This window comes from Vibrio sp. S/42/10, from assembly GCF_029890535.1.
GTDB classification, from domain to species: domain Bacteria; phylum Pseudomonadota; class Gammaproteobacteria; order Enterobacterales; family Vibrionaceae; genus Vibrio; species Vibrio cyclitrophicus.
Genome location: NZ_JAKMZC010000001.1, coordinates 295,875 through 316,854 on the forward strand (window position 1 = coordinate 295,875; position 20,980 = coordinate 316,854).

Below are 20,980 nucleotides of genomic sequence, written 5' to 3' on the forward strand. Positions count from 1 at the left end.
TTTTCTTGATATTTATCAAAATATTTTGCTTCAGAACATTATATATAGCAAAAAGATGACCGCAACAAAAATCCTTATCCTTAATGAGGATTCGGCACGAATTAGTTAACGATTGCGCAAACTCGTCGATAAACCATATACAACAGATTTATCAATATCACCCCAACAGTTTCAGATGTAAAAAAGCAGCACTCATGGGTGCTGCTTTTATAAAATAAAACGAAGTAATTAGGCGTTTTTGAAGGCTTTCATTGCTTGAAGGTGTTGAGAGATTTTTTTGAACTTATGGTTCTCTTTCTCATCCCAGATAATGTCGTAGTAATCTTCGAGCGCCGCTTCGGTTTTAGTATTATCGTGAATTTCATCTTCACGAGATAGCACCACTAAACAGCGTCCTTTATTTTTCATACGATATTGCGCGACGCACTTAGTTGCGATGTCTTCATACTCTTCTGGACGGTCAATTCGACCAACCATATTGTTCTCAGGTTGCAGGTTAGGGTTAAACACCACCTGCTTAATGCCGCACAAAAAACCAATTCGTTCAGACCAAAAACCACCTAAACCGACGCCACAGATAATAGGATGCGGATCATCTGATTGTTCAATCACTTTATGCACTTCTTTGAGAAGATGTTGCATATCGTGTTTGGGGTGCAAAGTACTGTAGTTAATGAAACGAACGTCATCATCAATGAATTGCAACTGCAGTATTTTTTCGTGATTGCCAGGGCTTGTAGAATCGAAGCCGTGCAGGTAAATAATCATTTGTACCTCCTCCGTTGAATGCTGGTACGCTTAGATAAATCTAACATGAAAAATAAGGTTTTAAAGGGAAGAGCCCCGAAATTATATATTTCACTTCCTAAACGTGATCCTAACTACAGAAAGTGCAGCTGAGTGCCTCTGCTTCGCGCAAGTAACTTTCATCGCCCCACAGTTGGTGAGCCAGTAAGTACCATAACATCGCCATCATTCTACTTCTTGGTAACCATGCTTCTACACCGTCTAGCCATGGTTGAACATCATGGATCCCTCTTAGTTGACAGTACTTGTTAACGGCTTCAATCACCGGGACATCCGCAACCGCAATGGTTAACGTAAGATCAAGCCTTGGGTCTGCTAACGAGGCATATTCCCAATCAATGATCTTAATCCCGTCACTGTTTCGCACTAGGTTGTATCCACCTAAATCAAAATGACACAAAGATAAGTCGACATGTGGAATACTCGGAGCAATACGCCATTGTTGATAAATTTGAGTGTAAACGTCAGTCTTGTGAATAGCATCTAGCTGGAGCCAATAATGATCGACTCGCGAAGTAAAACTAAATGGTTGGAGGGGTAATCGCTTGGTGTTAACTAAATGTACTGAGAGCAACGTTTTCAATAATTCATCAAGATCTAAACCTTCGTAGAGCGTATCGCCAGCAATCCACTCGACCAATAACCCACTCTCATTAATGACGATAGGGCTTGGCCCTATACCAAGGCGTTCAATAGTTGAGAGCACTTGATACTCTTCATGACGAGAAATGAAAAACGCTTTGGTGATCGGTGTGATTGGACGCCATACATACTCAGTACCCCCTGCTGAAACCAATTTCCAACAACGATTAGTCAAACCGCCAGTCAAAGTCTGTGCTCTAATGGGAGGTTCAGAGAAGTGGCTATCAAGAGAACTCAAACTGGTATCAAGAAGTTTAGCTTCAGACCAAGAAAAAATTGCCATTGCTCATCCCTATAACGTATTAATTTCCATATAAAAAAAGACACTAACCAAAAGCCAGTGTCTTTTTACTAACAGCGTATAACACACTGAATTGGCATGTGACCAAGCTAGGTGCAGCCAAGATTAGACGCTATCAATACTGGCTGCGTTTGGTTGGCGAGTAAGCGAAATTAAAGACCCAATAGGCTCTTAGATTGTTGCTTACGGATTTCAGTCTCGTCAGCCCATTCAATCAGGCCAGACTCAAGATCCATTAGACGCATTGTCATTTTGTAGTATACGTCTTCATCGCTACCCGCTTTCTTAACGATACTTGATAGATTGCCATACAACATGTATTGAGCACCTACCATTTTACCGAACTGGATCGCTGAACTTTGATTTACAAGCTCATCATTGTTTTGGAAGTTCAGTTGATCTCGAACCGATTCTACGCGGTCCATATCAACAAAACGGAACTTACCAGAGTTCAGCATCTTAGTACTGATAGTGTCAGTGATTGACTCAGTATCGATGTGCTCACTTGTTTTGTTCTTAATACGCTCTACGAACACGATTGGACGCTGCTCACTAGTAATGTAAGACACTGAACCTGAAGCCATCATGCTATCAACCATCTCACCAGCAATCGTTTGAAGATCAGTTGAACCGAAATCGATTGTCGTGGTTTCTACAGCTTGTGCATCACCGTAGCTTACCTTGTTCGAACAACCGCCTAAAATAACCGCTAAACCTAGTAGCGCAATGACACTCTTTTTCATTTTCTTTCCTCAATTTATCACTGAATGGGGCATCACCCTCACTCTTAAATACTTACATAGGCAAATCAATCGATCCGCTTCTTAAATCTGATTTACTGCTCTCGGAACTGAACTCGGAACTGAGTTGCGCTCGGGTTTACCGACACTTCCGACAACGAAATACTTTCAAAACCACGAACAATTGCTTGCTTCCAAGGACCTTGTTTTAAATTGACCTCAAGACCAGCATCGTCGTACCAGTAGAAACGATAAAGGATATTTTGATCGCCTTTATAGTTACTGTTCAAACGAACAATTCCTCTAGTATGACCATCGATTTGATCAGTACGGATATCTTCAACCAATAAACGGCTACCCAATACCTTGTCACCAAAGAAAACGTTCTGAGTCAGGCTATCAACTCTTACGCCAGCTGTATTATCAGCACACCCAGCCAGAGCCATAACCGCTGCGAAGCTCACTAACCACTTTTTCATTACAGCCTCCCTAGCTGTTTATGCCACATTGTTGCGTTGTTCCCTTGTCGAGAAATCCAAACCAAGGTGGTCTGCCCTTCTCGTATATCGAAATCATACGTTTTAGCGCCTGCTTCTAACGTATATTGACCACTATTTGCTACAAACGTGCTGCTCTTAATCTCGGCAGGTAATGATTGCCAACTGCGCGTGTCTGGTTGCTCAGTAAAGGTGTTCCACACATTAAACAGAATGTTACCTACATCGTTACCTTGAGTGGTTTCTTTACGGATTCGATCTTTTGCCACAACACGCAGCGCTTGGCGAATAACGATACTCGTCATTCGTTCAGACAAATCATTCTGAGCCATCGCGTTCACGTCGGTAATTAAGCTTTCAGACAAAGGCTGCCCATTGATTCTTAAAGCAGAAAAACGTTCGACGTTTTGGTTTGGATAGTATGGCAGCGCCAAAGAGTATATTGCTCCCTGATCACGACTGTCATAAATAGGTAAATCTAGTCGCCAACTATCCATCGCTTGCACTGCGCTTTGCTCTTGAAGCACAATCACTCGCCCTTGTCCGTTACCAAGCTTCGACGATTGCTTATAGCGCTTTTCTAGCGTTGCTAAATCTTGTCGCATTCCTAAACGAGCGGCTGTCGACATTGTTCTATCGATAATTTCTTGGTTTTCTGGCATCACGGCCAGAGCACGTCGATAGTCAACGTAGGCACTGTTTAAATCATTTGATGCTTCATAAAGCAGCCCAGACAAAAACATCAAATAGGCATTTTGTACCGATTGCAGCTTTTTACCCGCATCAGGGTAATTCGCAAGAATGCTGCCTACATTGGCTGATAAACCTTGAGACTTGGCATCACTCGCTGCTCTTTCTAACTCAGCTTCACGTTGTTTCTTTGCTTGTTCTTGTACTTGGTTGGCGCGACGCATTTCTATCACCGCACCTTCTAAATCGTTTTTCTTCAAGTAATTTAAGCCGAGATAAAGATGAAGAAAACCCAATTCATAATCTGGCGGGACATACTCGGTAATATTGTCATTCACAGCCAATGCACCAACGCTGGTCGCACTGTCTGAGATTGAGATCACGGCTTTGCTTTGTTGATCTCTTACTGCCTGGTCGGCCAACTCAAACGAAGACTTACTCTCCGGATACTTTTGATCAAGCAGGTTAATTCTACCCCTTTCAAAATTATCAAGAATGTCTCCTGCTGCGTAATCTGGTAACTCTTGTTGAGCCTCTGAATAATCTCCAGACTTCACTGCTTGGTATATCTCTTTGTTTTGAGCGCTATAATGGCTGAACAGACTTCCTGCCGACATACTCGCGCATCCCGCAGTCAACGCCGATAGCAGGGCAATGGAAGCGAATCTAAACTGTTGCTTCACTTAACGTCTCCGTGCATGTTTAAAATGCCAACTTCTATACGATTAATGGCGAATCAATACTCTCAAAATAAATACGTTGAAAAGTGTCGCCTCGCCTAATTGATGCCGTTATTCAGACAACAGATGAAGTTTAAAGTTGGCATATAACCTACAATTTATCCAACAAGCCAATCATTTAACTGGCTAAGCATTCAGCGACATGTTCACTAAACCAACTGATTACTTAACCAACTAATTGTTCAACTAGCTAATCAATAGCGGTCCAAGCGGGCGACCACCAACCAAGTGCATGTGGATATGGTATACCTCTTGGCCACCGTGAGAGTTACAGTTTACGATAAGACGATAGCCATCTTCTGCGATGCCTTCTTCTTTTGCTAACTTACGAGCCACGGTAAACATGCGCCCCATCATGGCTTCATCTTCCACTTCAACATCATTCGTTGTCGGAATCAGCTTGTTAGGGATAATTAGAATATGACTTGGTGCGCGAGGGTTAATATCGCGAAACGCCGTTACTAAGTCGTCTTGATATAGTAGATCTGCAGGGATTTCTTTATTAATGATCTTACTAAAGATGGTTTCTTCAGCCATGTTTTTCTCCGATAAAACATTGAGTTTTTAATGTTTTGAGTATGCGCTATGCCGCAACAAACCACAATAAATCCTCTTTAAAGCATAATAAAAAACACCGTTCAAATCAAAGAAAACGAGCCTTACCTCTCAAGAATGGCATGTTGGTTATAAGTAAGGGTTATTTTTGACGTGTGCGTCATAAAATGCGTAAGTCGAGCTCAATAGAATGCTGATAATTTTGTTAGTTTTACTTTGACCTGACATTAGGTCTGCATTTTATTTAGGGAGAAAGCCATGAAGGGATCTGTGATCAAGCGTATGTACGCTGGTTTCGCACTGATCATCATCATGTTCGCAGTCACGATAACCATCATGATGAACAGCATGAATCAGATACATAGCAATTTTGAGAGTGTCTCAGAAACCTCACTACCACTTGTTGCGCTTTCAAATCAAACAAGTGTTCAACTACTTTCTGCTGATAAGTCATTCAAGGACTTCCTAACCACACAAAACGCTGAGCGTATGTCTGCAATGCGTACAGAGTTTGCCTCATCACAAAACTCTTTTTCTGAAGTGCTTGGAAGCTTGGAAACCGCGAGTCAAAACAACACTACACTTGTTGAACGTATTGCCCAGTTAAGAGCGATGGAACAGCGTTACTTCGCCGAAGCCGATGAAGCGATGAACAACTACGTGGCAATGTTCGAAGCACAAGAACAAGTACAAAAAGCATCACGTGATTTTCAACGTCTACACTCCGAATTGACTGTAGGTATGAAAGAGTACGTTGCTGACCAAAAAAGCATTTCTGTAAAAGTAATGGCGAAAAGCTACTTCATTAAACTGCAAGACGCTGAGGTGATTACTTCAGATGCGCTAGCTAGTTCTGATGTGGCATTTGTGCAAAAAGCCGTTAACCAAAACAAAAAGGCCGTTACTCACCTTAACTACGCTTATCGCGGGCTATCAACGCAATTACCTGCACTTAAAAATGTCTTCGATGAGTCAGTTCAAAAATTCACAAAAGACGTCGGTCAAAAAGGCGGTGTCTTAGACAAGCACAACAACTACTTACAGGCGAAACAAGCGTTATACGTCAACATTGCCAACTTAGCCGTTGAAGTAGACCAAGCCATGGCCGTACTTGATTCATTCAATGTAACCGCAGAAGAACAACTTAACTCTTCATTGGCAGACGCAAGCAGCATTTACGACAAGGGCTTGTTCAATGCCATCGCAATCGGCGTTGTGGTGACGCTGTTTGCTGCAGCGATTGGATACCATATTGCCAACAGTGTAAGAGAGCCATTAACACGCATTCTGAAAACACTTGAAGGCTTAACTGAAGGTGATATGACGCAACGCATCGATATCCGTTATAACAACGAGTTCAGTCGTGTAAGTGGCCACATAAACACCCTAGCCGACAACCTTCACAATATCTTAGTTAAGTTGAATGATGCTTCAGATGACCTAACTAAAACGGCAAGCGTGAACCAAAAAACCTCATCAGAGACTCAGGCTCAATTGAACAGCCAGCGCGAGCAAACAGCGACAGTCGCGACGGCAATGACAGAAATGTCTCACTCGGTACAAGAGGTAGCGAACAGCGCGCAAAGTTCATTGACTATGGTTCAACAAGTGGAATCGGCTTCTGAGTCTGGTCGCCAGATCATGAACACCAATATCAGCACTATCAATCAACTTGAATCACGTCTTACTGAATCGGTCAGCGCGGTGGGCGAACTTCAACAAATGAGTAGCCAAATTGGATCGATTCTTGATGTCATCCGCGGCATTGCTGAACAAACCAATCTACTTGCATTGAATGCAGCGATTGAAGCAGCACGCGCCGGCGAACAAGGTCGAGGCTTTGCAGTCGTTGCCGATGAAGTTCGAGTGCTGGCGCAAAAGACCACACAATCGACCTCGGAAATCGAGACGATGATCAGCAATCTGCAATCAAGCTCGAAAACAGCAAGCAATGTGATTGAAAGCTGCATGAGTGATATGGACATGTCGGTTGAACAAGCTTCAAGTGCCAACAGTGCGATGGAAGAGATCCAAGCATTGATTCTAGAGATTAGCCACATGAGTACACACATATCTCAAGCAGCCGCTGAGCAAAGTGAAACATCTGGCGATATCGCACGTAACATCGAAGACATCAACCATATCGCTGATGCAAGTTACCAAGCAATGTCGTCGATTGCAGAAGCCAGCCAAAACCTAACAGTACTTGCGAATCAGCAAGGCGATTTAGTTCATCAGTTCAAACTATAGGTAACCAAAGAATCTATAGATATGAACCTAAAATGTTGGGATATCTAACTCAATAGTGATAACTAATTGAACAAGGGCAACTTTTATCAAGGGTTGCCCTTGTTTTTTATGAGCTTTGTCATTATATGATTATTAAGGCTTGCTGTTTTCCGTTTATCTTTCACCTTTATGAGCGAGCCGCTAATAAGGAATTTATATGGCTGTTCATGTTGGCATTATCGATCAAGACCCCATTCGCTTGCTCACCCCACTACTTGATAACCGAACGATCAGTACTCACATCGTGTTTATCGGAGACAAGAATCAAGTCAGTATGTACAAACGTTTAGAAAGCGTTTTACAAAAACGCGACATTACCAGTGAGTTTTTCGAAATTCCTACCCTCGTAAATACATCCGCAATTAAAGAGTCTATCCAAAACCTTGCTGAAGACCTCAAAGCTCGTGGAGAAGAAGTGAAACTCAACGCAAGTTGTGGTCTTCGTCACCGCCTACTTTCTGTCTACGAAGTATTTCGTACTTACCACTGGCCAATCTTTGTTGTTGAACCAAACAGTGACAAGCTGTGCTGGCTTTATCCGAATGGCAAAGAAGACGCACAAGTACAAGACCGTATTACCATCGACGACTACCTAACGGTGTTCGGTGCTCGTGGTGAATTCAGCGATGTACAGCTGTCTCCTCAACTTGATCAGAAGCTTTATGAACTGGGCGAACGCTGGGCAAGTAATGCACTAGAACTCGGCCCTGGCCTCGCTACATTGAACTACCTTGCAACGACTTGCCGTAAAGAACAGAGGCTTGATGTGGGGTTGTCTGAGAAGCAACAAGGTTATCGCGAGCTAAACATGCTGTTAAGTGATTTGGTGGAAGCTAAAATTGCCACTTATGATAATGGTATTTTGACGTTCGCCAATGAAGATGCACGACGCTTCTCTAATGGCGAATGGCTAGAGACTTTGGTTCACAGTACCGTTAAGCAAATCCAAGATGACATGCCAACCATTCAAGATCGCTCTTTAAATGTTCAGGTATACCGCCAATTAGGTGAACGCGAGGTGCGTAACGAGCTTGATGTTGCTTCTGTAGTGAACAATAAGCTGCACATCATCGAGTGTAAGACCAAAGGTATGCGTGATGATGGCGACGATACCTTGTACAAACTGGAATCGCTTAGAGACCTTCTGGGTGGCCTACAAGCACGTGCAATGTTAGTGAGTTTCCGACCTCTTCGTCATAACGACATCACACGAGCAGAAGATCTTGGCCTTGCATTGATTGGCCCTGACGAATTAAAAGATCTTAAAACACACCTAGCGGCATGGTTTACCGCCGCCGGTGGTGATGAAGATTTAGAGTGCTAAAAATAAATAGACTCTTGAGAGCTGAACGCTCTTAAGTAAATCTAAAAAGGCGAATGACTATTGAGTCACTCGCCTTTTTTTCTCCAGCTATTCGTCTGTTTTGCTCTATTTTCATCTTTCAACTATCTATGCCTTTAATTTCTTTGCCTCATAAAAAATGGCCGCATCATTCGATGCGGCCATTTTTAAATCTTGGAAACAGACTTAAAGCACTTTAAGACTAAAAGTATTTTTACAACTTAAAGCATTTTACGAGCAGCTTCTACAACCACTTTGATTGAACGAGCTTCTGTTACTTTTAGTGTTTCGTGATCAGGCGTCTCTTTTTGAGTACGGTTGATGATTACACCAGCAACACAACCCGCTTTAAGACCAGAACTTGCACACATAGTTAGAAGCGTTGCAGATTCCATTTCGAAGTTTAGAACGCCCATGTCTTGCCATTCTTGCATAGAGCCTTGGAAACGCTTAACAACGCGACCAGAGAACGTGTCGTAACGCTCTTGACCTGGGTAGAACGTATCACTTGAAGCCGTTACGCCCATGTGAACTGTTGCACCTGATTCATCAACTGCCGCTTTCATTGCTGTTGCAACTTCGAAGTCAGCAACTGCTGGGAACTCCATTGGCGCAAAGTGCAGGCTAGCACCGTCTAAACGAACAGAACCTGTAGAAACGATCATGTCACCCACGTTTACATGTGGCTGGATAGCACCAGTAGTACCAACACGAAGGAAAGTGCGAACACCAAGTTGAGCAAGCTCTTCAACTGCGATAGAAGTAGATGGACCACCGATACCTGTTGAACATACAACAACTGGCTTGCCGTCTAGCTCTGCGCGGTAAAGCGTGTATTCACGGTGACTAGCAAGAAATACAGGATTCTCCATCTCTTCGGCAATTTTTTGCACACGAGCAGGATCACCAGGAATGATCGCAAGAGTAGCACCGTTAAGATCTGCTTCAGTAACACCTAAATGGAAAACAGCTTGAGACATAGTTCGCTCCTTTTGGCTTATTGGGCTTTGTTAACCCTTATTTAAGCTCATAGTAAATTCGTGGGGTACACACACACTCTAACCAAGCCTATAACAAAATGAAGTGACATAGGTCACACCAATGATCGCAACAAGATTTCAAGTTTCACGAAAAACCGATTGGCATCACAAAAATAAGCAATCCATACGCCTATGTTGCATACTAATGAGACAAAAAGCGCCTTTAACGTATTACCGCTAAAGACGCTTTCTATAGTAGCTGCTTGTTATTTGTAGAGCGAGCTATGTCTGGGAGCTGAACCTAATCTGCTTTAGATTTGAATCGAAGAAGACGCAAAGCATTCAATGTCACCAGTGCCGTCGCACCACTATCGGCTAACACCGCAACCCACAAACCGGTAATACCGAGTAAACTCGTCACCAAGAAAACACCTTTCAAACCGAGTGCAAGTGCTACGTTTTGACGGATATTATTCATGGTCGCTTGCGACAGTTCAATCATCGCAGGGAGTTCCGTTAAGCGATTGTGAGTCAGTGCAGAGTCAGCCGTTTCCAACGCCACATCCGTACCACCACCCATTGCAATACCTACGTTAGCGGTTTTCATCGCTGGTGCATCATTGATACCATCTCCAACCATTGCGACATGCGACTGTTGAGATAACTCTTCAACGTAAGTCACTTTATCGCTTGGAAGTAGACTTGCCTTATATTGCATACCAATCTTGCTGCTGATCGCTGCTGCACTGCGCGGGTTATCACCAGTAAGCATGATAGATTGAATACCCAAGTCGTTAAGTCGTTCGATCGCCAGCTTAGCATCACTACGTAAGGTATCTTGCCACGCTATCAATCCAATCACTGTCGCCACTTGACCTGTTGATTCTGCTTGATGCTTAAGCTCTAGAGCAACCACAACCGTCTTACCCTCGCCCTCTAATGTTTCAATCTGAGAAACAACATCAGCACCAAGATCAAACGTCACCTTAGAAGGCGATAAAACCTGATACTTAATTCCATCGACATCACCTTCGACGCCACTGCCGATCAATGCTTTCTTATTATGCGATTCTGGGATCTCAACATTCAGTTCTTTTACTTTCGCCACTAGCGATTGCGCCAATGGATGCGTAGAGCCAACTTCAATAGCACCAACTACACGTAGCATTGCATCTTGCTGCCAACCTGATAGAGCCTGAATATCCGTAACCTGAGGCTTACCTTCCGTCAAAGTACCCGTCTTGTCGAATGCAATGGTTTGGATTTTTCCAAGCTGTTCTAGCGCAGCGCCACCTTTGATTAAAGCACCACGCTTTGCTGCTGCTGCTAAACCAGAGGTAATCGCTGCTGGCGTTGAGATAACCAAAGCACAAGGACACGCAATCAATAGTAAGGCCAAACCACGATATACCCATGTTTCCCAAGGTTGGGAAAACAACAACGGTGGCGTAATAATCACTAACAATGCAACCAACATCATTAACGGTGTGTACCAACGGCTGAATTTATCGAGGAAGCGTTCTAGAGGTGCTTTACGGGATTCCGCCTCTTCAATAAGATGGAGGATTCGGTCAATCGCATTTTCACCCTGTTTAGACGTTATCGTAATGCGCACAACTTTATCGACAACCACGGCGCCCGCCATGATGCTGTTACCTTCGATATGTTCAACAGGAACAGACTCACCGGTTAACGCACTTTCATCAAAACTCGCCGCGTCGGTAATCAGTTGACCATCGGCAGGCAAACGAGAGCCAGCTGCTACTTCAATCACATCGCCAGGAACAAGATCGCTCACCGCCACTTCAACACGTTCACCGTTAATAATCTTGGTCGCATTCTCTGGCACCAATGCCATAAGGGCTTGAACACCACTTCTTGCTCGCGATGAAGCGAAAGCTTCCAAGCGCTCACCAATCAAAAACAACAAGAGAACCATCGCCGCTTCCGCGGTTTCACCAAGGTACAAAGCGCCCAGAGCTGCGACACTCATTAGGGTCTCAATCGCAAAAGGTGTTCCGGAACGTGCCAATTGAACGGCTTTTTTAGCCACCGGATATAACCCGAGTAAGCAAGTTACGGTAAACAAACCTTCACTTAGTTGAGGAGAAGTACTTTTCAGAAGTGCAGCGAACAACATTGCAGCCGCAATCGCTATAATCTGTAAATTAGGTTGGATATGGGCTTGCCAAAAAGTCTCAGGTTGTTGTTTTTCTTTCTTAGAACCGACTTCCGTAAGAGGGAAACCCGTTTTGATAGAGACCTGTTCAATGGTATCAGCAAGACTTTCATCGTCGAATTTAACCACCAGTTTTTCGGTAGCGAATAGCACTTTAGCTTCAATAACACCTTTGATGTTACTGACCGCTTTTTCTATTTTTCGAGCACAAGCTGGACAGTCCATTCCCGAGACTAGCCAACTTTTTGAAAATTGGGCGTTAAGAGGTTCAGTTAAGGGCAGCCGGTCTTCTTCTCCACTGTCTGAACCACAACAACCATCTGCTAGGGCAGAAGCCGTCGCAGAACTACAGCATGTTGATGAAGAGCTTGCGGCTGTAATGCTGGTAATTTTCGGACTAGAACAGGTCGCCCCAGTCGCTTGCGATTGAACGTCCACTTTTGTTGAGCGGCACGCTGCATGTTTTGCGCACATAATCTATCTCCTTAATACTCAAAAGCCTTGAGGTTTTAGCTAACCAATGACGGTAACAAAACCTTAAGTTCTTTAGAATTATAAACCTTGGAGCTAACTCCAAGGTCAAGAAGAAGTTATCAGGCAATTCAATTTTTTCGAAAAACCTTATTCGAATACGACAGGATTATCAGCGTTGCTTAAGTTCTACGCACTCTTCTCTATTCGCAGACACATCATCAATCAGAACGGCATCATGAGAACAAAAAGGCTGCGTATTCAAACTCACGATAGATACGTCTTCTTCGCCATGATCAACTTCAGAGCCTTGCATCAACTCAGCGATATGATAACGAAGCACCAAAATCCCCAACAGTCCAAACAAGACATTACCTAAAGCTTGTCCATACAACACACCCAACGCGCCATACCACTGCGAACCCAAGTATACGAACGGCAAAGTGCCCAAAGTCGCTTTACCCAGGTTGAGAGCCGTAGAATACAAAGGTTTCCCGAGGTTATTAAAAGACGTATTTGCGACAAATAACGCACCGTTAAAAGTAAAAGTCAAAGCAACATAAGTACAAAAAGCCGCAACAATTATGGCAGCATCACCTTGGAGGCTAAAGCCTTGAATCACGAGATCTTGTAAGAAATACAGCAAAATACAGACTGCGATGGTGTAAGCCGTGGTAACCAGCAGAGAATTGTTCAAGGTTTCTTTAACTCTATCCATACGCTCAGCGCCAAAGTTCTGACCAATGATTGGCCCCACAGCACCAGATAACGCGAAGATCACAGCGAAACACACCGGCGTCAACCGACCAATAACAGCAAAGCCAGCAACGAAATCCTCGCCATATTGGGCGATACCTGTGGTCACTATCGCATTGCCAATCGGCGTTGCCGTATTGGTGATAATAGCGGGAATGGCAATAGCAAGAATAGGACGAAGGTTAATACGCCATTGCAACAAAGAAGGAGGAGCAACAAGTTGATGGCTACGTATTAAAGGATAAAGCGAGAAAAACAACACCGAAAAGCGAGCAAAAACAGAAGCGATAGCCGCCCCTTCAATGTTCCAACCAAAACCAAAGATAAAGAGTGGATCCAATATCGCATTAACGATACCGCCTGATAACGTTGCCCACATTGAACGCTTTGCATCACCTGCTGCTCTTAAACCTGCACCTGCCGCCATTGCCAGCGCTAGAAATGGGCCACTGGGTAATAGAATTTGTAGATAAGCTTGGGCACGTTCGGCCGCTACCCCTTTCGCACCAATCGCGGCCAGTAATTCAGGAATATAAGTAAACATCACCACGGTAATTGTCGAGCTAATAACAAACGCGGTTAACATGATACTGGTACTGAGGTTTCGAGCTTGCTCCTTATCTTTGGAACCAATTGCTTTTGAAACCAGAGCGCCCATCGCAATGGAGGTTCCTATCGAGACAGAAGTCGAAAAGAACGTCAATGTCCCAGCAAAACCCACCGCAGCTGCTAGTTCAACTTGTCCCAACATACTAATGAACAGCATATCAAGTAAATCGACGACAAATAAGGCCATCAAACCTACAGAGCCTGCTCCCGACATCACCAATATATGGCGCATCGTTGAACCTTCTACAAACTTTGCAGTTTGATTTGACATGAAACCTCCAAAAACTGAAATATCACAAGCTAAAGCTCGACAAACTTTAGATCTTTTAAACGATCGACTAAGAGAGCTCCTACAAACTAAAACCTTATAAAGACAAGCTTCATGCAAAACGTTCGACAAAGAAAAAGGCGCCAAAGCGCCTTTTCTAATTATAGGATATTAAGAAGAATAATCGTTCTCAACACGCTACTATACCTGATGTTTGAAGCATTCATCCAAGTTCTTACCAATTGCTCTTAAAACATCGGTTCTGGTGATAATACCTACTAGCTTTTTGTTATCGAGTACCGGGTAAGCTTTTGGCTTCCCGACTTGCATCATATCCGCCAATTCAATAATGGATAGGTCTGGCGATACCGAGAGTACCTCTTGGTACATACAATCACCGACAATGTGTGTGTCTTGGCAGAAATAGCTCACCTTAACTAATTTCTCTAATAAATCTTGTTCAGAAAGGAAGCCAATAACTTGCTCATTCTCATCAATTACTGGACCGCCCATGTGGTGGCTACGCATTACTCTGTCTAACGCTAGACTTAACGGCATATCAGGAGTGAATGTCACAACCTGCGGCGTCATGTAATCTTTCACTTTTATTGAATGCATTGTGCTCTCCCTAAATACTTTTCGTTATGTCTTTTTCTATCTTGTTAAGTTAATTGTTGTCTAAAATCTTGATTTTACTAAATGGATTTCAACAATTTTATTGATAGGTAAAACCTACTAAGACGAAAAAACAAGGTCACAAAAGGCTTGTGAGCATTTTCCCACCGTCAAAAAAATAAAAAATAGAGCTCTTACAAAGCCTTACTTTTCCTTTCTTAGGCTTACTTAGCCGCGCTAGCTTGGGCAAATAAACCCTGTAATCTTCACCATACAAAAAATGAAGAGTCAGATTCAGGTAACTTATGCAACACGACAACAACATGTACGCGTACATTTATTCAGGTAGTGACGGGACAGAGAACACTCTCGTCGCCATTGTTGATAACGAAGCGAAACCTCTGATATCAAGCTGTGTGAACGAAATCAAACGCATGTCGACTCTAGCGATTAATCTGGCTGCCAAGCACAACCTGAAAGTCAAGCTTGTTAAATATCATAGAGAACAAGAGATCGATTTCGGCTTATTCATGAAATAGCTAACTTATCACTCGCAAACATTGTTAACGACACACAAATACCGTATTTTGTGACAACCTTTCGAGTAGGTAATCGCACTAATAATGCTTGCCTATTGTCTCCAATAAGCGATAGACCTAGATGAACAAACCTCATATCGCTTTTATTGCCTAAATACGGTCAACTATGATTTCGCTACGTTCACCTCAAACCTACCTATCTGGCCATTTATCTGAGCTAAAAAGCTACTTTAGCGAGCTATTGGATTTCCAATCGCGTATCTGGGTTGTGCACATCTTTGAAGACTCAATTACCGATCAATCGTTTGTAATTAATGAAGATGGTTTTAAAGAACCGTTAGAGTGGATGAAGAAGAAAGCATATACAGCGGCAATGTTAGAACGTGTCGAAAAAATGAAAGTCTCACAAATTATCGAGATCCAATTTGAAGATAAAATGCATCGACTGATGCGAGTGAAGTAGCCTTTATATTATTTACTCAATCTATATCATTTTACCATCAGTCGAAACGAACATTAATAAAGTTCAGGGAGAAAAAAGGCCAGCAATCGCTGACCTTCTCTCATTTCATGCTCTTCACTATCGGCTAGCGAGCACAATACGCTTCCCATAAACGCAGAGCCTTTGCATAAGCTTCAGCCTTGTCGTGCGTTTCTGCAAATAAAATCGCCGTCATGCTGTCAACGACACTATTCGCCATCAACTCCATCTCATCTTCCGGCGTGCCTAATACACACTCCTTAGGAAGAGGAAGTGCCGGGTTCATGGTTCCTTCCCAGTAGAATGACTCTACTTTTTCAGGAGAACTCATCCACACGGTTTGGCTCACTTTCGGGTTGTATTCCGACTCACCATTCATACCTTTAAATGAAATCACTGAGTGGGACTTGTTACCAATGACATGCTCAACTTCCGCATGCAATTGTGGGAAACCTGGGTGGAAACTACCACGTAAGCCCAAGCGTCCACCACCAGGGTTTAATGCTCGAACCACAGTATTAATCGGGGTACGTAAACCGTAACGATGCTTCCAGCCAATCATAGTCTGAGCTTCTGGAGCAAAATTCGCCAAAGGTAAATAGGCAATACCGTCTTCTTCAAGGATCTGTTTCGCATCTTGAGGGTCTACAGCGCGGCGAACACCCACAAGATCTAAATGAGTCTCTGCGTGCGTGCGACCACTTGGCTTATCCATATAGCCATGCATCAACACTTTGTAGCCGTCGTCTGCTAATATTTTTGCTGCAAGCAAGTTCCACGGTTTACCACTCGCCGTATCATTGCGTTTTCCGGCATAACACGGCCAATCAATATCTGCGCCCAAATCCGGCACTCGAGATTGAAACGCTTTTACAAAGCCTGCAATTTCTTCATTAGTTTCATTCTGCACACGAATTAACATCAGTAGCATAGCCATTTGATCGTCTCCGACCTCACCGCTTAAATACTCATCCATGATGCGATAAGCTTGTTCGAACGACAAAGGCTTGCGCCCTCTTTCCCCTCGTCCAACAGTACGAATACACTCTAAAATACTACTCATTGACTATTAATTCTCTTCCGTAGATATCAATAAAATTTAATACGTCTCCGATTCTATGACACCCATAGCTCATTGCAAAGCGATTCAACCACTATCAACAACAGTGCAATTGATCCAAACCGGGGTAGCCATGTCTTACTGGAGTAACAAACCGGCAACTGACCAGCACTTTAAAAGTAAACTTATTGGTGTAAAATTGATAAATACAAAGCTAAACGTGACCTATTGAGTAGTGCCGAATGACTGTAAAAAAAACACTGAGCCAAAAGAAACGTGAATCGATCGTTGCTGCTGCTATCGCTGAATTTACCGAGCACGGCTATAAATCGACAAGCATGGACAAAATATCAAACCGTGCAGAAGTGTCTAAGCGCACTGTTTACAATCACTTTGCCAGTAAAGAGATGTTATTGGACGAAATACTCAACAGCATTTGGGCTAAAACACTCTCGGCGACCCATTTCCCATATCAGACCAATCTACCACTAATCGATCAACTAGAAGCTATCGCCAATCAAGAACTTGAGCTCCTTGAGTCAGAGGGCTTTATCGACTTGTCTCGTGTGTTGTTTTCTGAGTACTTTCACAATGCAGAGCTTGCACATCAAGCCATGGAAAAATACTCGCAAGCGGAAAGTGGCCTAACGCTCTGGATAAAAGCGGCTTTGGCCGACGGTCGTTTGATTGAATTAGATCCATTGTTTGCATCCACTCAGTTCATTGCTCTGCTTAAGTCGTTTGCCTTTTGGCCACAAATCATAGGTCATGCACCATCACCAGACGAGCAGCAAAAGCAAGTAATTGTTAATTCAAGTGTTGAGATGTTCCTCAAACAGTATCAGGCGTGATTTTGGCGATTATCTGGAATTCAACCACAACGAAACCATCACTGGTATCCATTTTTATTTTCCCTATACTTCAACCCACTTTCGTCATTACGACTCAGTAAAACTTCAACTTTAGGTAGCACTATGATTACTTTCACCACCAACTTTGGCGATATCGAGATTGAACTGAACCTTGAAAAAGCGCCAGTAACGTCGAAAAACTTCCTTAAGTATTGCCAGGATGGCTTTTATGAAGGCACTACATTTCACCGTGTTATCGACGGTTTCATGATCCAAGGTGGCGGACACACGCTCGACATGACAGAAAAACCAACACGAGCACCGATTGTCAACGAAGCTAATCGCGGATTGAAAAATGTGATTGGTTCGGTAGCAATGGCTCGTACTGACGCACCGCATTCAGCGACAGCGCAATTCTTTATCAACCTTGATGACAATGACTTCTTAGATCATACCTCAACAACCAATGCTGGTTGGGGCTACGCGGTGTTTGGTAAAGTATCGGCAGGTATGGATATCGTAAACAAAATTGCTGCAGCGCCAACGACCACCCGCTGGGGACACGAAGATGTACCTTGCGAAGATATTGTGATCACCAAGGTCACTATAAACGGTTAAATCACACTCTCAGCTGGCGACTAAAATAATTTTTGTCCAAACGAATTTACGTAACCATGATGTTTGGCGAAGAAACTGAAATGGGCAACCAAGATATAATTGTCAAATTATTATTAGAATACCACTCCAAGTAAATGGTAGTCAGTGGACATTTTACCTAAATAGAAAAACGTTGTTGATGCTAATTGCATCTATATTAGTTACGATAAAAAAAGCAGAAACAAAGCCCTTGCTTCAGCTGCGAGGGCTTTTATTTTCTTCTCGACCATTTGATATAACAGAAAAGCGAGGCAATGATCACTGCCCCTCCGACTAATTTTTGCATCTCCACTGTTTCTTCCAACATACTCACACTCAACAACAACGTCCAAACTGGCTCAAGAATCATAATCAGCGCTGCCACTTCCATATTCACTGAATGTTGACCCACCGTTTGCAATAAGTAACGGATCGATGTTGCGACAACCGCAGAGACAATAAACCAGAAGATGAGCGTTTTGGTTATTTCAAACTCCGGCTGAGCCGTCATCGACGCAAACGCCATTCCACTGATACCCACCACAAAAAGCTGTACGCAAATCGAAGCAATTGGCTTGATGTTAGTGATAACACGCTTATTCATCACAAAATGGAAAGAGAGTAACATTGAAGCCAATAGGAAGTAGATCTGGCTTTGTTCAACGTGCCAACCGTTCGTTAAAGTCAGTAATAACATACCAATAATTGCAATTGGGAATGACATCCAGAAGGCGCGATTAGGCTTAACACGAAATATTATCCAAGAAACAAACGGGGCAATGATCATGGCCAAACTCATGATAAACGCCCCTTCAGATAAACTTTCAGTCACCGACACCGCAAACACCCACACTTGCAATGAAGCAGACAATAACAATCCAACACCACAGAGAGAGAGAATCTGCTTAAAAGAAAGCTTACGGATATGATGGATACAGAACGGTAATAAAATCAAGCTTGCGACAAAGAATCGCACACCAATGAACACAGGCCCAGGCATTTCCAATACCACCAGCTTAGATGCAATCCACCCAACTCCAGCCAGTAAAGTTGCACATAACAGGTAAAGCTCGCCGCGCATCGCTTTTACGTTCATCATTTTTATTCGATCCAATAACAAAAAAGCAACCCGACTCTGCAAGGTTGCTTTTTATAAACATTCAACAGGATCAAGATACTATCTCAATACTCTGCTTCAGACAGCTGTTTTTAACCTGCGTATTCTGGGTAATCGGTTAAGCCTTTTTCAGCACCGCCAAACAAGGTATTTGGATCGTGCAGAGCAAGCGGATGACCATTTTGAATACGAGCGGGTAAATCAGGGTTAGCAACAAATGGACGACCAAAACCAACCATATCGGTTACGCCTTCCGCGACCGCTTTTGCTCCGCGCTCACTGTCGTACTTACCAGCATAGATCAGTACACCGTCATAAGCTGCACGAACGGCGGCCTTAAATGCTTTTGGCGTTTCAGGCGCATCGTCCCAGTCTACTTCTGCGATGTGCAGGTAAACGATCTTGTATAGGTTTAAGTACGCAGCTGCCGCTGTGTAAGTTTCAACTGGCGTCGCGTCAACCGTACCATTTAGCGAAGTAAAAGGAGCAAGACGAACACCAACACGGTCAGCACCAATCGCTTCAACCATAGCTTCAACCACCTCACCTAAGAAACGTAGGCGGTTTTCAATTGAACCACCGTATTCATCGGTACGGTTGTTTGCTTCAGAATCAATAAATTGGTTAATCAGGTAGCCATTTGCCGCGTGAAGTTCAATGCCATCAAAGCCAGCTTCGATCGCATTAAGTGCAGCTTGGCGATACTGTTCAACCACTTCTTTGATGTCTTCTTTCGTCATCTCACGAGGTTCAACCACATCAACAAAGCCCGGTTCATCTGTACCGTTATCGATAAATACTTTTACATTTTCTGCTTTTAGTGCAGAAGATGAAATGGGTTGCTCACCGCCAATGTTGTCTGGGTGCGTAACACGGCCAACATGCCAAAGTTGTGCGAAGATAACACCGCCTTTTTCATGTACTGCATCGGTTACTTTTTTCCAACCAACGATCTGCTCGTCAGAGTAGATACCCGGTGTCCAAGCGTAACCTTGGCCCATAGGTGAAATTTGTGTACCTTCTGCCACAATCAAACCTGCAGAGGCGCGTTGAGCATAGTAAGCCGCCATCATTTCGTTTGCTGAATTACCAGGTTGCGTTGCACGAGAACGAGTCATCGGAGGCATAACAATACGGTTTTTTAGTTCGATGTTACCCAGTTGAATGGGTTGAAATAGTGCGTTTGTCATTGTCATTTCCTCGATTAACCTAGTTGAATCAGTTCGATTTGGTAGCCATCTGGGTCAGTGATAAAAGCGATGCGCGTTGAACCGCCTTTCACTGGGCCCGCTTCGCGAGTCACGTTGCCACCCAGCGATTTGATCTTGTCGCATGCCGCGTAAATATCTTCCACACCCAATGCTAAATGGCCAAAAGCGTTACCCATTTCATATTCATTAGTATCCCAGTTGTGCGTCAATTCGATAGTCGTACCGCCTTGCTGATAGCCAACAAAAACCAATGTGTAACGGTATTCGGTATTGTCATGGCGTTCTAGTTCTTTCATCCCCCAATACTTTGGTGTAGAACTCAATAGACTTATCTAGATCAGCAACTCGAATCATTGTGTGTAGGAATTTCATATTTCGCCCTTCGTACTTGAACCTAAGCCTCGTAATACGAAGCGAATAAATGTTCGTTTAGGTTTGCCATAAAGGCTACCTATCTCTGTTGTTATTCATACTACTGAAGTCTTCAAAATCAGTGAAATTATTAAATATTCTTATTTTGATAATTATTTGTTATTAAGTGGCACAGGCGTGGATCGATGAAATTAAAAGGGGAAGCTAGCGCTCCCCCTTGAATTGATACTTT

At 43.3% G+C, this 20,980-nt stretch carries 19 protein-coding genes and 1 pseudogene; 6 read left to right on the top strand and 14 right to left on the bottom strand.

Going from position 1 to position 20,980, the window contains the following annotated elements:
• Positions 1-228 precede the first annotated feature (228 nt).
• From ycfP to hinT, 6 genes are all read right to left on the bottom strand, one after another.
• Positions 229-768 (bottom strand): alpha/beta hydrolase YcfP, encoded by a 540-nt coding sequence (gene ycfP, locus L8S15_RS01325; RefSeq protein ID WP_010439888.1) that lies wholly within the window; start codon positions 766-768, stop codon positions 229-231.
• A gap of 109 nt (positions 769-877) precedes the next feature.
• Positions 878-1,732, bottom strand: coding sequence for a phosphotransferase (locus L8S15_RS01330; protein WP_010439886.1), 855 nt, complete (start codon positions 1,730-1,732; stop codon positions 878-880).
• A gap of 170 nt (positions 1,733-1,902) precedes the next feature.
• Positions 1,903-2,493, bottom strand: a complete 591-nt coding sequence (lpoB, locus tag L8S15_RS01335; protein ID WP_010439883.1) for a penicillin-binding protein activator LpoB — start codon at positions 2,491-2,493, stop codon at positions 1,903-1,905.
• 92 nt (positions 2,494-2,585) lie between these two features.
• Entirely contained in the window at positions 2,586-2,969 is a 384-nt protein-coding gene (locus L8S15_RS01340) for a YcfL family protein (RefSeq protein WP_010439879.1), read from the bottom strand.
• A complete protein-coding gene (locus L8S15_RS01345) occupies positions 2,969-4,360 on the bottom strand; it encodes a lipoprotein (RefSeq protein ID WP_022570804.1) in 1,392 nt (463 codons plus the stop codon). Before L8S15_RS01345 ends, L8S15_RS01340 begins: the two co-directional genes overlap by 1 nt.
• A gap of 243 nt (positions 4,361-4,603) precedes the next feature.
• Positions 4,604-4,954: a purine nucleoside phosphoramidase gene (gene hinT, locus L8S15_RS01350; protein WP_010439874.1), complete on the bottom strand. Its 351-nt coding sequence runs from the start codon at positions 4,952-4,954 to the stop codon at positions 4,604-4,606.
• A 276-nt stretch (positions 4,955-5,230) separates the two neighbouring features.
• Between hinT and L8S15_RS01355 the strand changes: the two genes are divergently transcribed.
• Positions 5,231-7,222, top strand: coding sequence for a methyl-accepting chemotaxis protein (locus tag L8S15_RS01355; protein ID WP_016784651.1), 1,992 nt, complete (start codon positions 5,231-5,233; stop codon positions 7,220-7,222).
• Between the two features lie 196 nt (positions 7,223-7,418).
• Entirely contained in the window at positions 7,419-8,585 is a 1,167-nt protein-coding gene (locus L8S15_RS01360; protein WP_010439869.1) for a DUF1887 family protein, read from the top strand.
• Positions 8,586-8,824: 239 nt separating this feature from the next.
• Here L8S15_RS01360 and udp read toward each other — a convergent pair whose 3' ends face one another.
• From udp to L8S15_RS01380, 4 genes are all read right to left on the bottom strand, one after another.
• A complete protein-coding gene (gene udp, locus L8S15_RS01365; RefSeq protein WP_004736272.1) occupies positions 8,825-9,583 on the bottom strand; it encodes a uridine phosphorylase in 759 nt (252 codons plus the stop codon).
• Positions 9,584-9,884: 301 nt separating this feature from the next.
• On the bottom strand, positions 9,885-12,236 hold the full coding sequence (locus L8S15_RS01370) for a zinc/cadmium/mercury/lead-transporting ATPase (RefSeq protein WP_016792950.1): 2,352 nt from the start codon (positions 12,234-12,236) through the stop codon (positions 9,885-9,887).
• Positions 12,237-12,405: 169 nt separating this feature from the next.
• Complete coding sequence (locus tag L8S15_RS01375; RefSeq protein ID WP_010439856.1) at positions 12,406-13,869, bottom strand: MATE family efflux transporter; 1,464 nt, start codon at positions 13,867-13,869, stop codon at positions 12,406-12,408.
• A 198-nt stretch (positions 13,870-14,067) separates the two neighbouring features.
• Entirely contained in the window at positions 14,068-14,484 is a 417-nt protein-coding gene (locus L8S15_RS01380; protein ID WP_010439854.1) for a CBS domain-containing protein, read from the bottom strand.
• 302 nt (positions 14,485-14,786) lie between these two features.
• Between L8S15_RS01380 and L8S15_RS01385 the strand changes: the two genes are divergently transcribed.
• Entirely contained in the window at positions 14,787-15,020 is a 234-nt protein-coding gene (locus L8S15_RS01385; protein ID WP_280571924.1) for a hypothetical protein, read from the top strand.
• 166 nt (positions 15,021-15,186) lie between these two features.
• Complete coding sequence (locus L8S15_RS01390; protein ID WP_010439849.1) at positions 15,187-15,483, top strand: hypothetical protein; 297 nt, start codon at positions 15,187-15,189, stop codon at positions 15,481-15,483.
• 124 nt (positions 15,484-15,607) lie between these two features.
• Here L8S15_RS01390 and L8S15_RS01395 read toward each other — a convergent pair whose 3' ends face one another.
• Complete coding sequence (locus L8S15_RS01395; RefSeq protein WP_022570806.1) at positions 15,608-16,564, bottom strand: glycosyl transferase family protein; 957 nt, start codon at positions 16,562-16,564, stop codon at positions 15,608-15,610.
• A gap of 239 nt (positions 16,565-16,803) precedes the next feature.
• On the opposite strand from L8S15_RS01395, the gene L8S15_RS01400 reads away from it, so the two are divergent.
• Positions 16,804-17,412, top strand: a complete 609-nt coding sequence (locus L8S15_RS01400; protein WP_016768545.1) for a TetR/AcrR family transcriptional regulator — start codon at positions 16,804-16,806, stop codon at positions 17,410-17,412.
• A gap of 123 nt (positions 17,413-17,535) precedes the next feature.
• Positions 17,536-18,030, top strand: coding sequence for a peptidylprolyl isomerase (locus tag L8S15_RS01405; RefSeq protein ID WP_010439843.1), 495 nt, complete (start codon positions 17,536-17,538; stop codon positions 18,028-18,030).
• Between the two features lie 250 nt (positions 18,031-18,280).
• On the opposite strand, the gene L8S15_RS01410 is transcribed toward L8S15_RS01405, so the two are convergent.
• From L8S15_RS01410 to gloA, 3 genes and pseudogenes are all read right to left on the bottom strand, one after another.
• The gene (locus L8S15_RS01410) at positions 18,281-19,147 is read right to left on the bottom strand and encodes a DMT family transporter (protein ID WP_016788961.1); all 867 of its coding nucleotides are present in this window, start codon (positions 19,145-19,147) and stop codon (positions 18,281-18,283) included.
• 110 nt (positions 19,148-19,257) lie between these two features.
• Entirely contained in the window at positions 19,258-20,355 is a 1,098-nt protein-coding gene (locus tag L8S15_RS01415; protein ID WP_010439838.1) for an alkene reductase, read from the bottom strand.
• 14 nt (positions 20,356-20,369) lie between these two features.
• Positions 20,370-20,748, bottom strand: a pseudogene (gloA, locus tag L8S15_RS01420) (lactoylglutathione lyase).
• Between the last annotated feature and the right edge of the window lie 232 nt (positions 20,749-20,980).

Coding starts and splice junctions, on each gene's coding strand:
- ycfP (WP_010439888.1), bottom strand. CDS start 768: ATGATTATTTACCTGCACGGCTTCGATTCTACAAGCCCTGGCAATCAC.
- L8S15_RS01330 (WP_010439886.1), bottom strand. CDS start 1,732: ATGGCAATTTTTTCTTGGTCTGAAGCTAAACTTCTTGATACCAGTTTG.
- lpoB (WP_010439883.1), bottom strand. CDS start 2,493: ATGAAAAAGAGTGTCATTGCGCTACTAGGTTTAGCGGTTATTTTAGGC.
- L8S15_RS01340 (WP_010439879.1), bottom strand. CDS start 2,969: ATGAAAAAGTGGTTAGTGAGCTTCGCAGCGGTTATGGCTCTGGCTGGG.
- hinT (WP_010439874.1), bottom strand. CDS start 4,954: ATGGCTGAAGAAACCATCTTTAGTAAGATCATTAATAAAGAAATCCCT.
- L8S15_RS01355 (WP_016784651.1), top strand. CDS start 5,231: ATGAAGGGATCTGTGATCAAGCGTATGTACGCTGGTTTCGCACTGATC.
- L8S15_RS01360 (WP_010439869.1), top strand. CDS start 7,419: ATGGCTGTTCATGTTGGCATTATCGATCAAGACCCCATTCGCTTGCTC.
- udp (WP_004736272.1), bottom strand. CDS start 9,583: ATGTCTCAAGCTGTTTTCCATTTAGGTGTTACTGAAGCAGATCTTAAC.
- L8S15_RS01370 (WP_016792950.1), bottom strand. CDS start 12,236: ATGTGCGCAAAACATGCAGCGTGCCGCTCAACAAAAGTGGACGTTCAA.
- L8S15_RS01375 (WP_010439856.1), bottom strand. CDS start 13,869: ATGTCAAATCAAACTGCAAAGTTTGTAGAAGGTTCAACGATGCGCCAT.
- L8S15_RS01380 (WP_010439854.1), bottom strand. CDS start 14,484: ATGCATTCAATAAAAGTGAAAGATTACATGACGCCGCAGGTTGTGACA.
- L8S15_RS01385 (WP_280571924.1), top strand. CDS start 14,787: ATGCAACACGACAACAACATGTACGCGTACATTTATTCAGGTAGTGAC.
- L8S15_RS01390 (WP_010439849.1), top strand. CDS start 15,187: ATGATTTCGCTACGTTCACCTCAAACCTACCTATCTGGCCATTTATCT.
- L8S15_RS01395 (WP_022570806.1), bottom strand. CDS start 16,564: ATGAGTAGTATTTTAGAGTGTATTCGTACTGTTGGACGAGGGGAAAGA.
- L8S15_RS01400 (WP_016768545.1), top strand. CDS start 16,804: ATGACTGTAAAAAAAACACTGAGCCAAAAGAAACGTGAATCGATCGTT.
- L8S15_RS01405 (WP_010439843.1), top strand. CDS start 17,536: ATGATTACTTTCACCACCAACTTTGGCGATATCGAGATTGAACTGAAC.
- L8S15_RS01410 (WP_016788961.1), bottom strand. CDS start 19,147: ATGATGAACGTAAAAGCGATGCGCGGCGAGCTTTACCTGTTATGTGCA.
- L8S15_RS01415 (WP_010439838.1), bottom strand. CDS start 20,355: ATGACAAACGCACTATTTCAACCCATTCAACTGGGTAACATCGAACTA.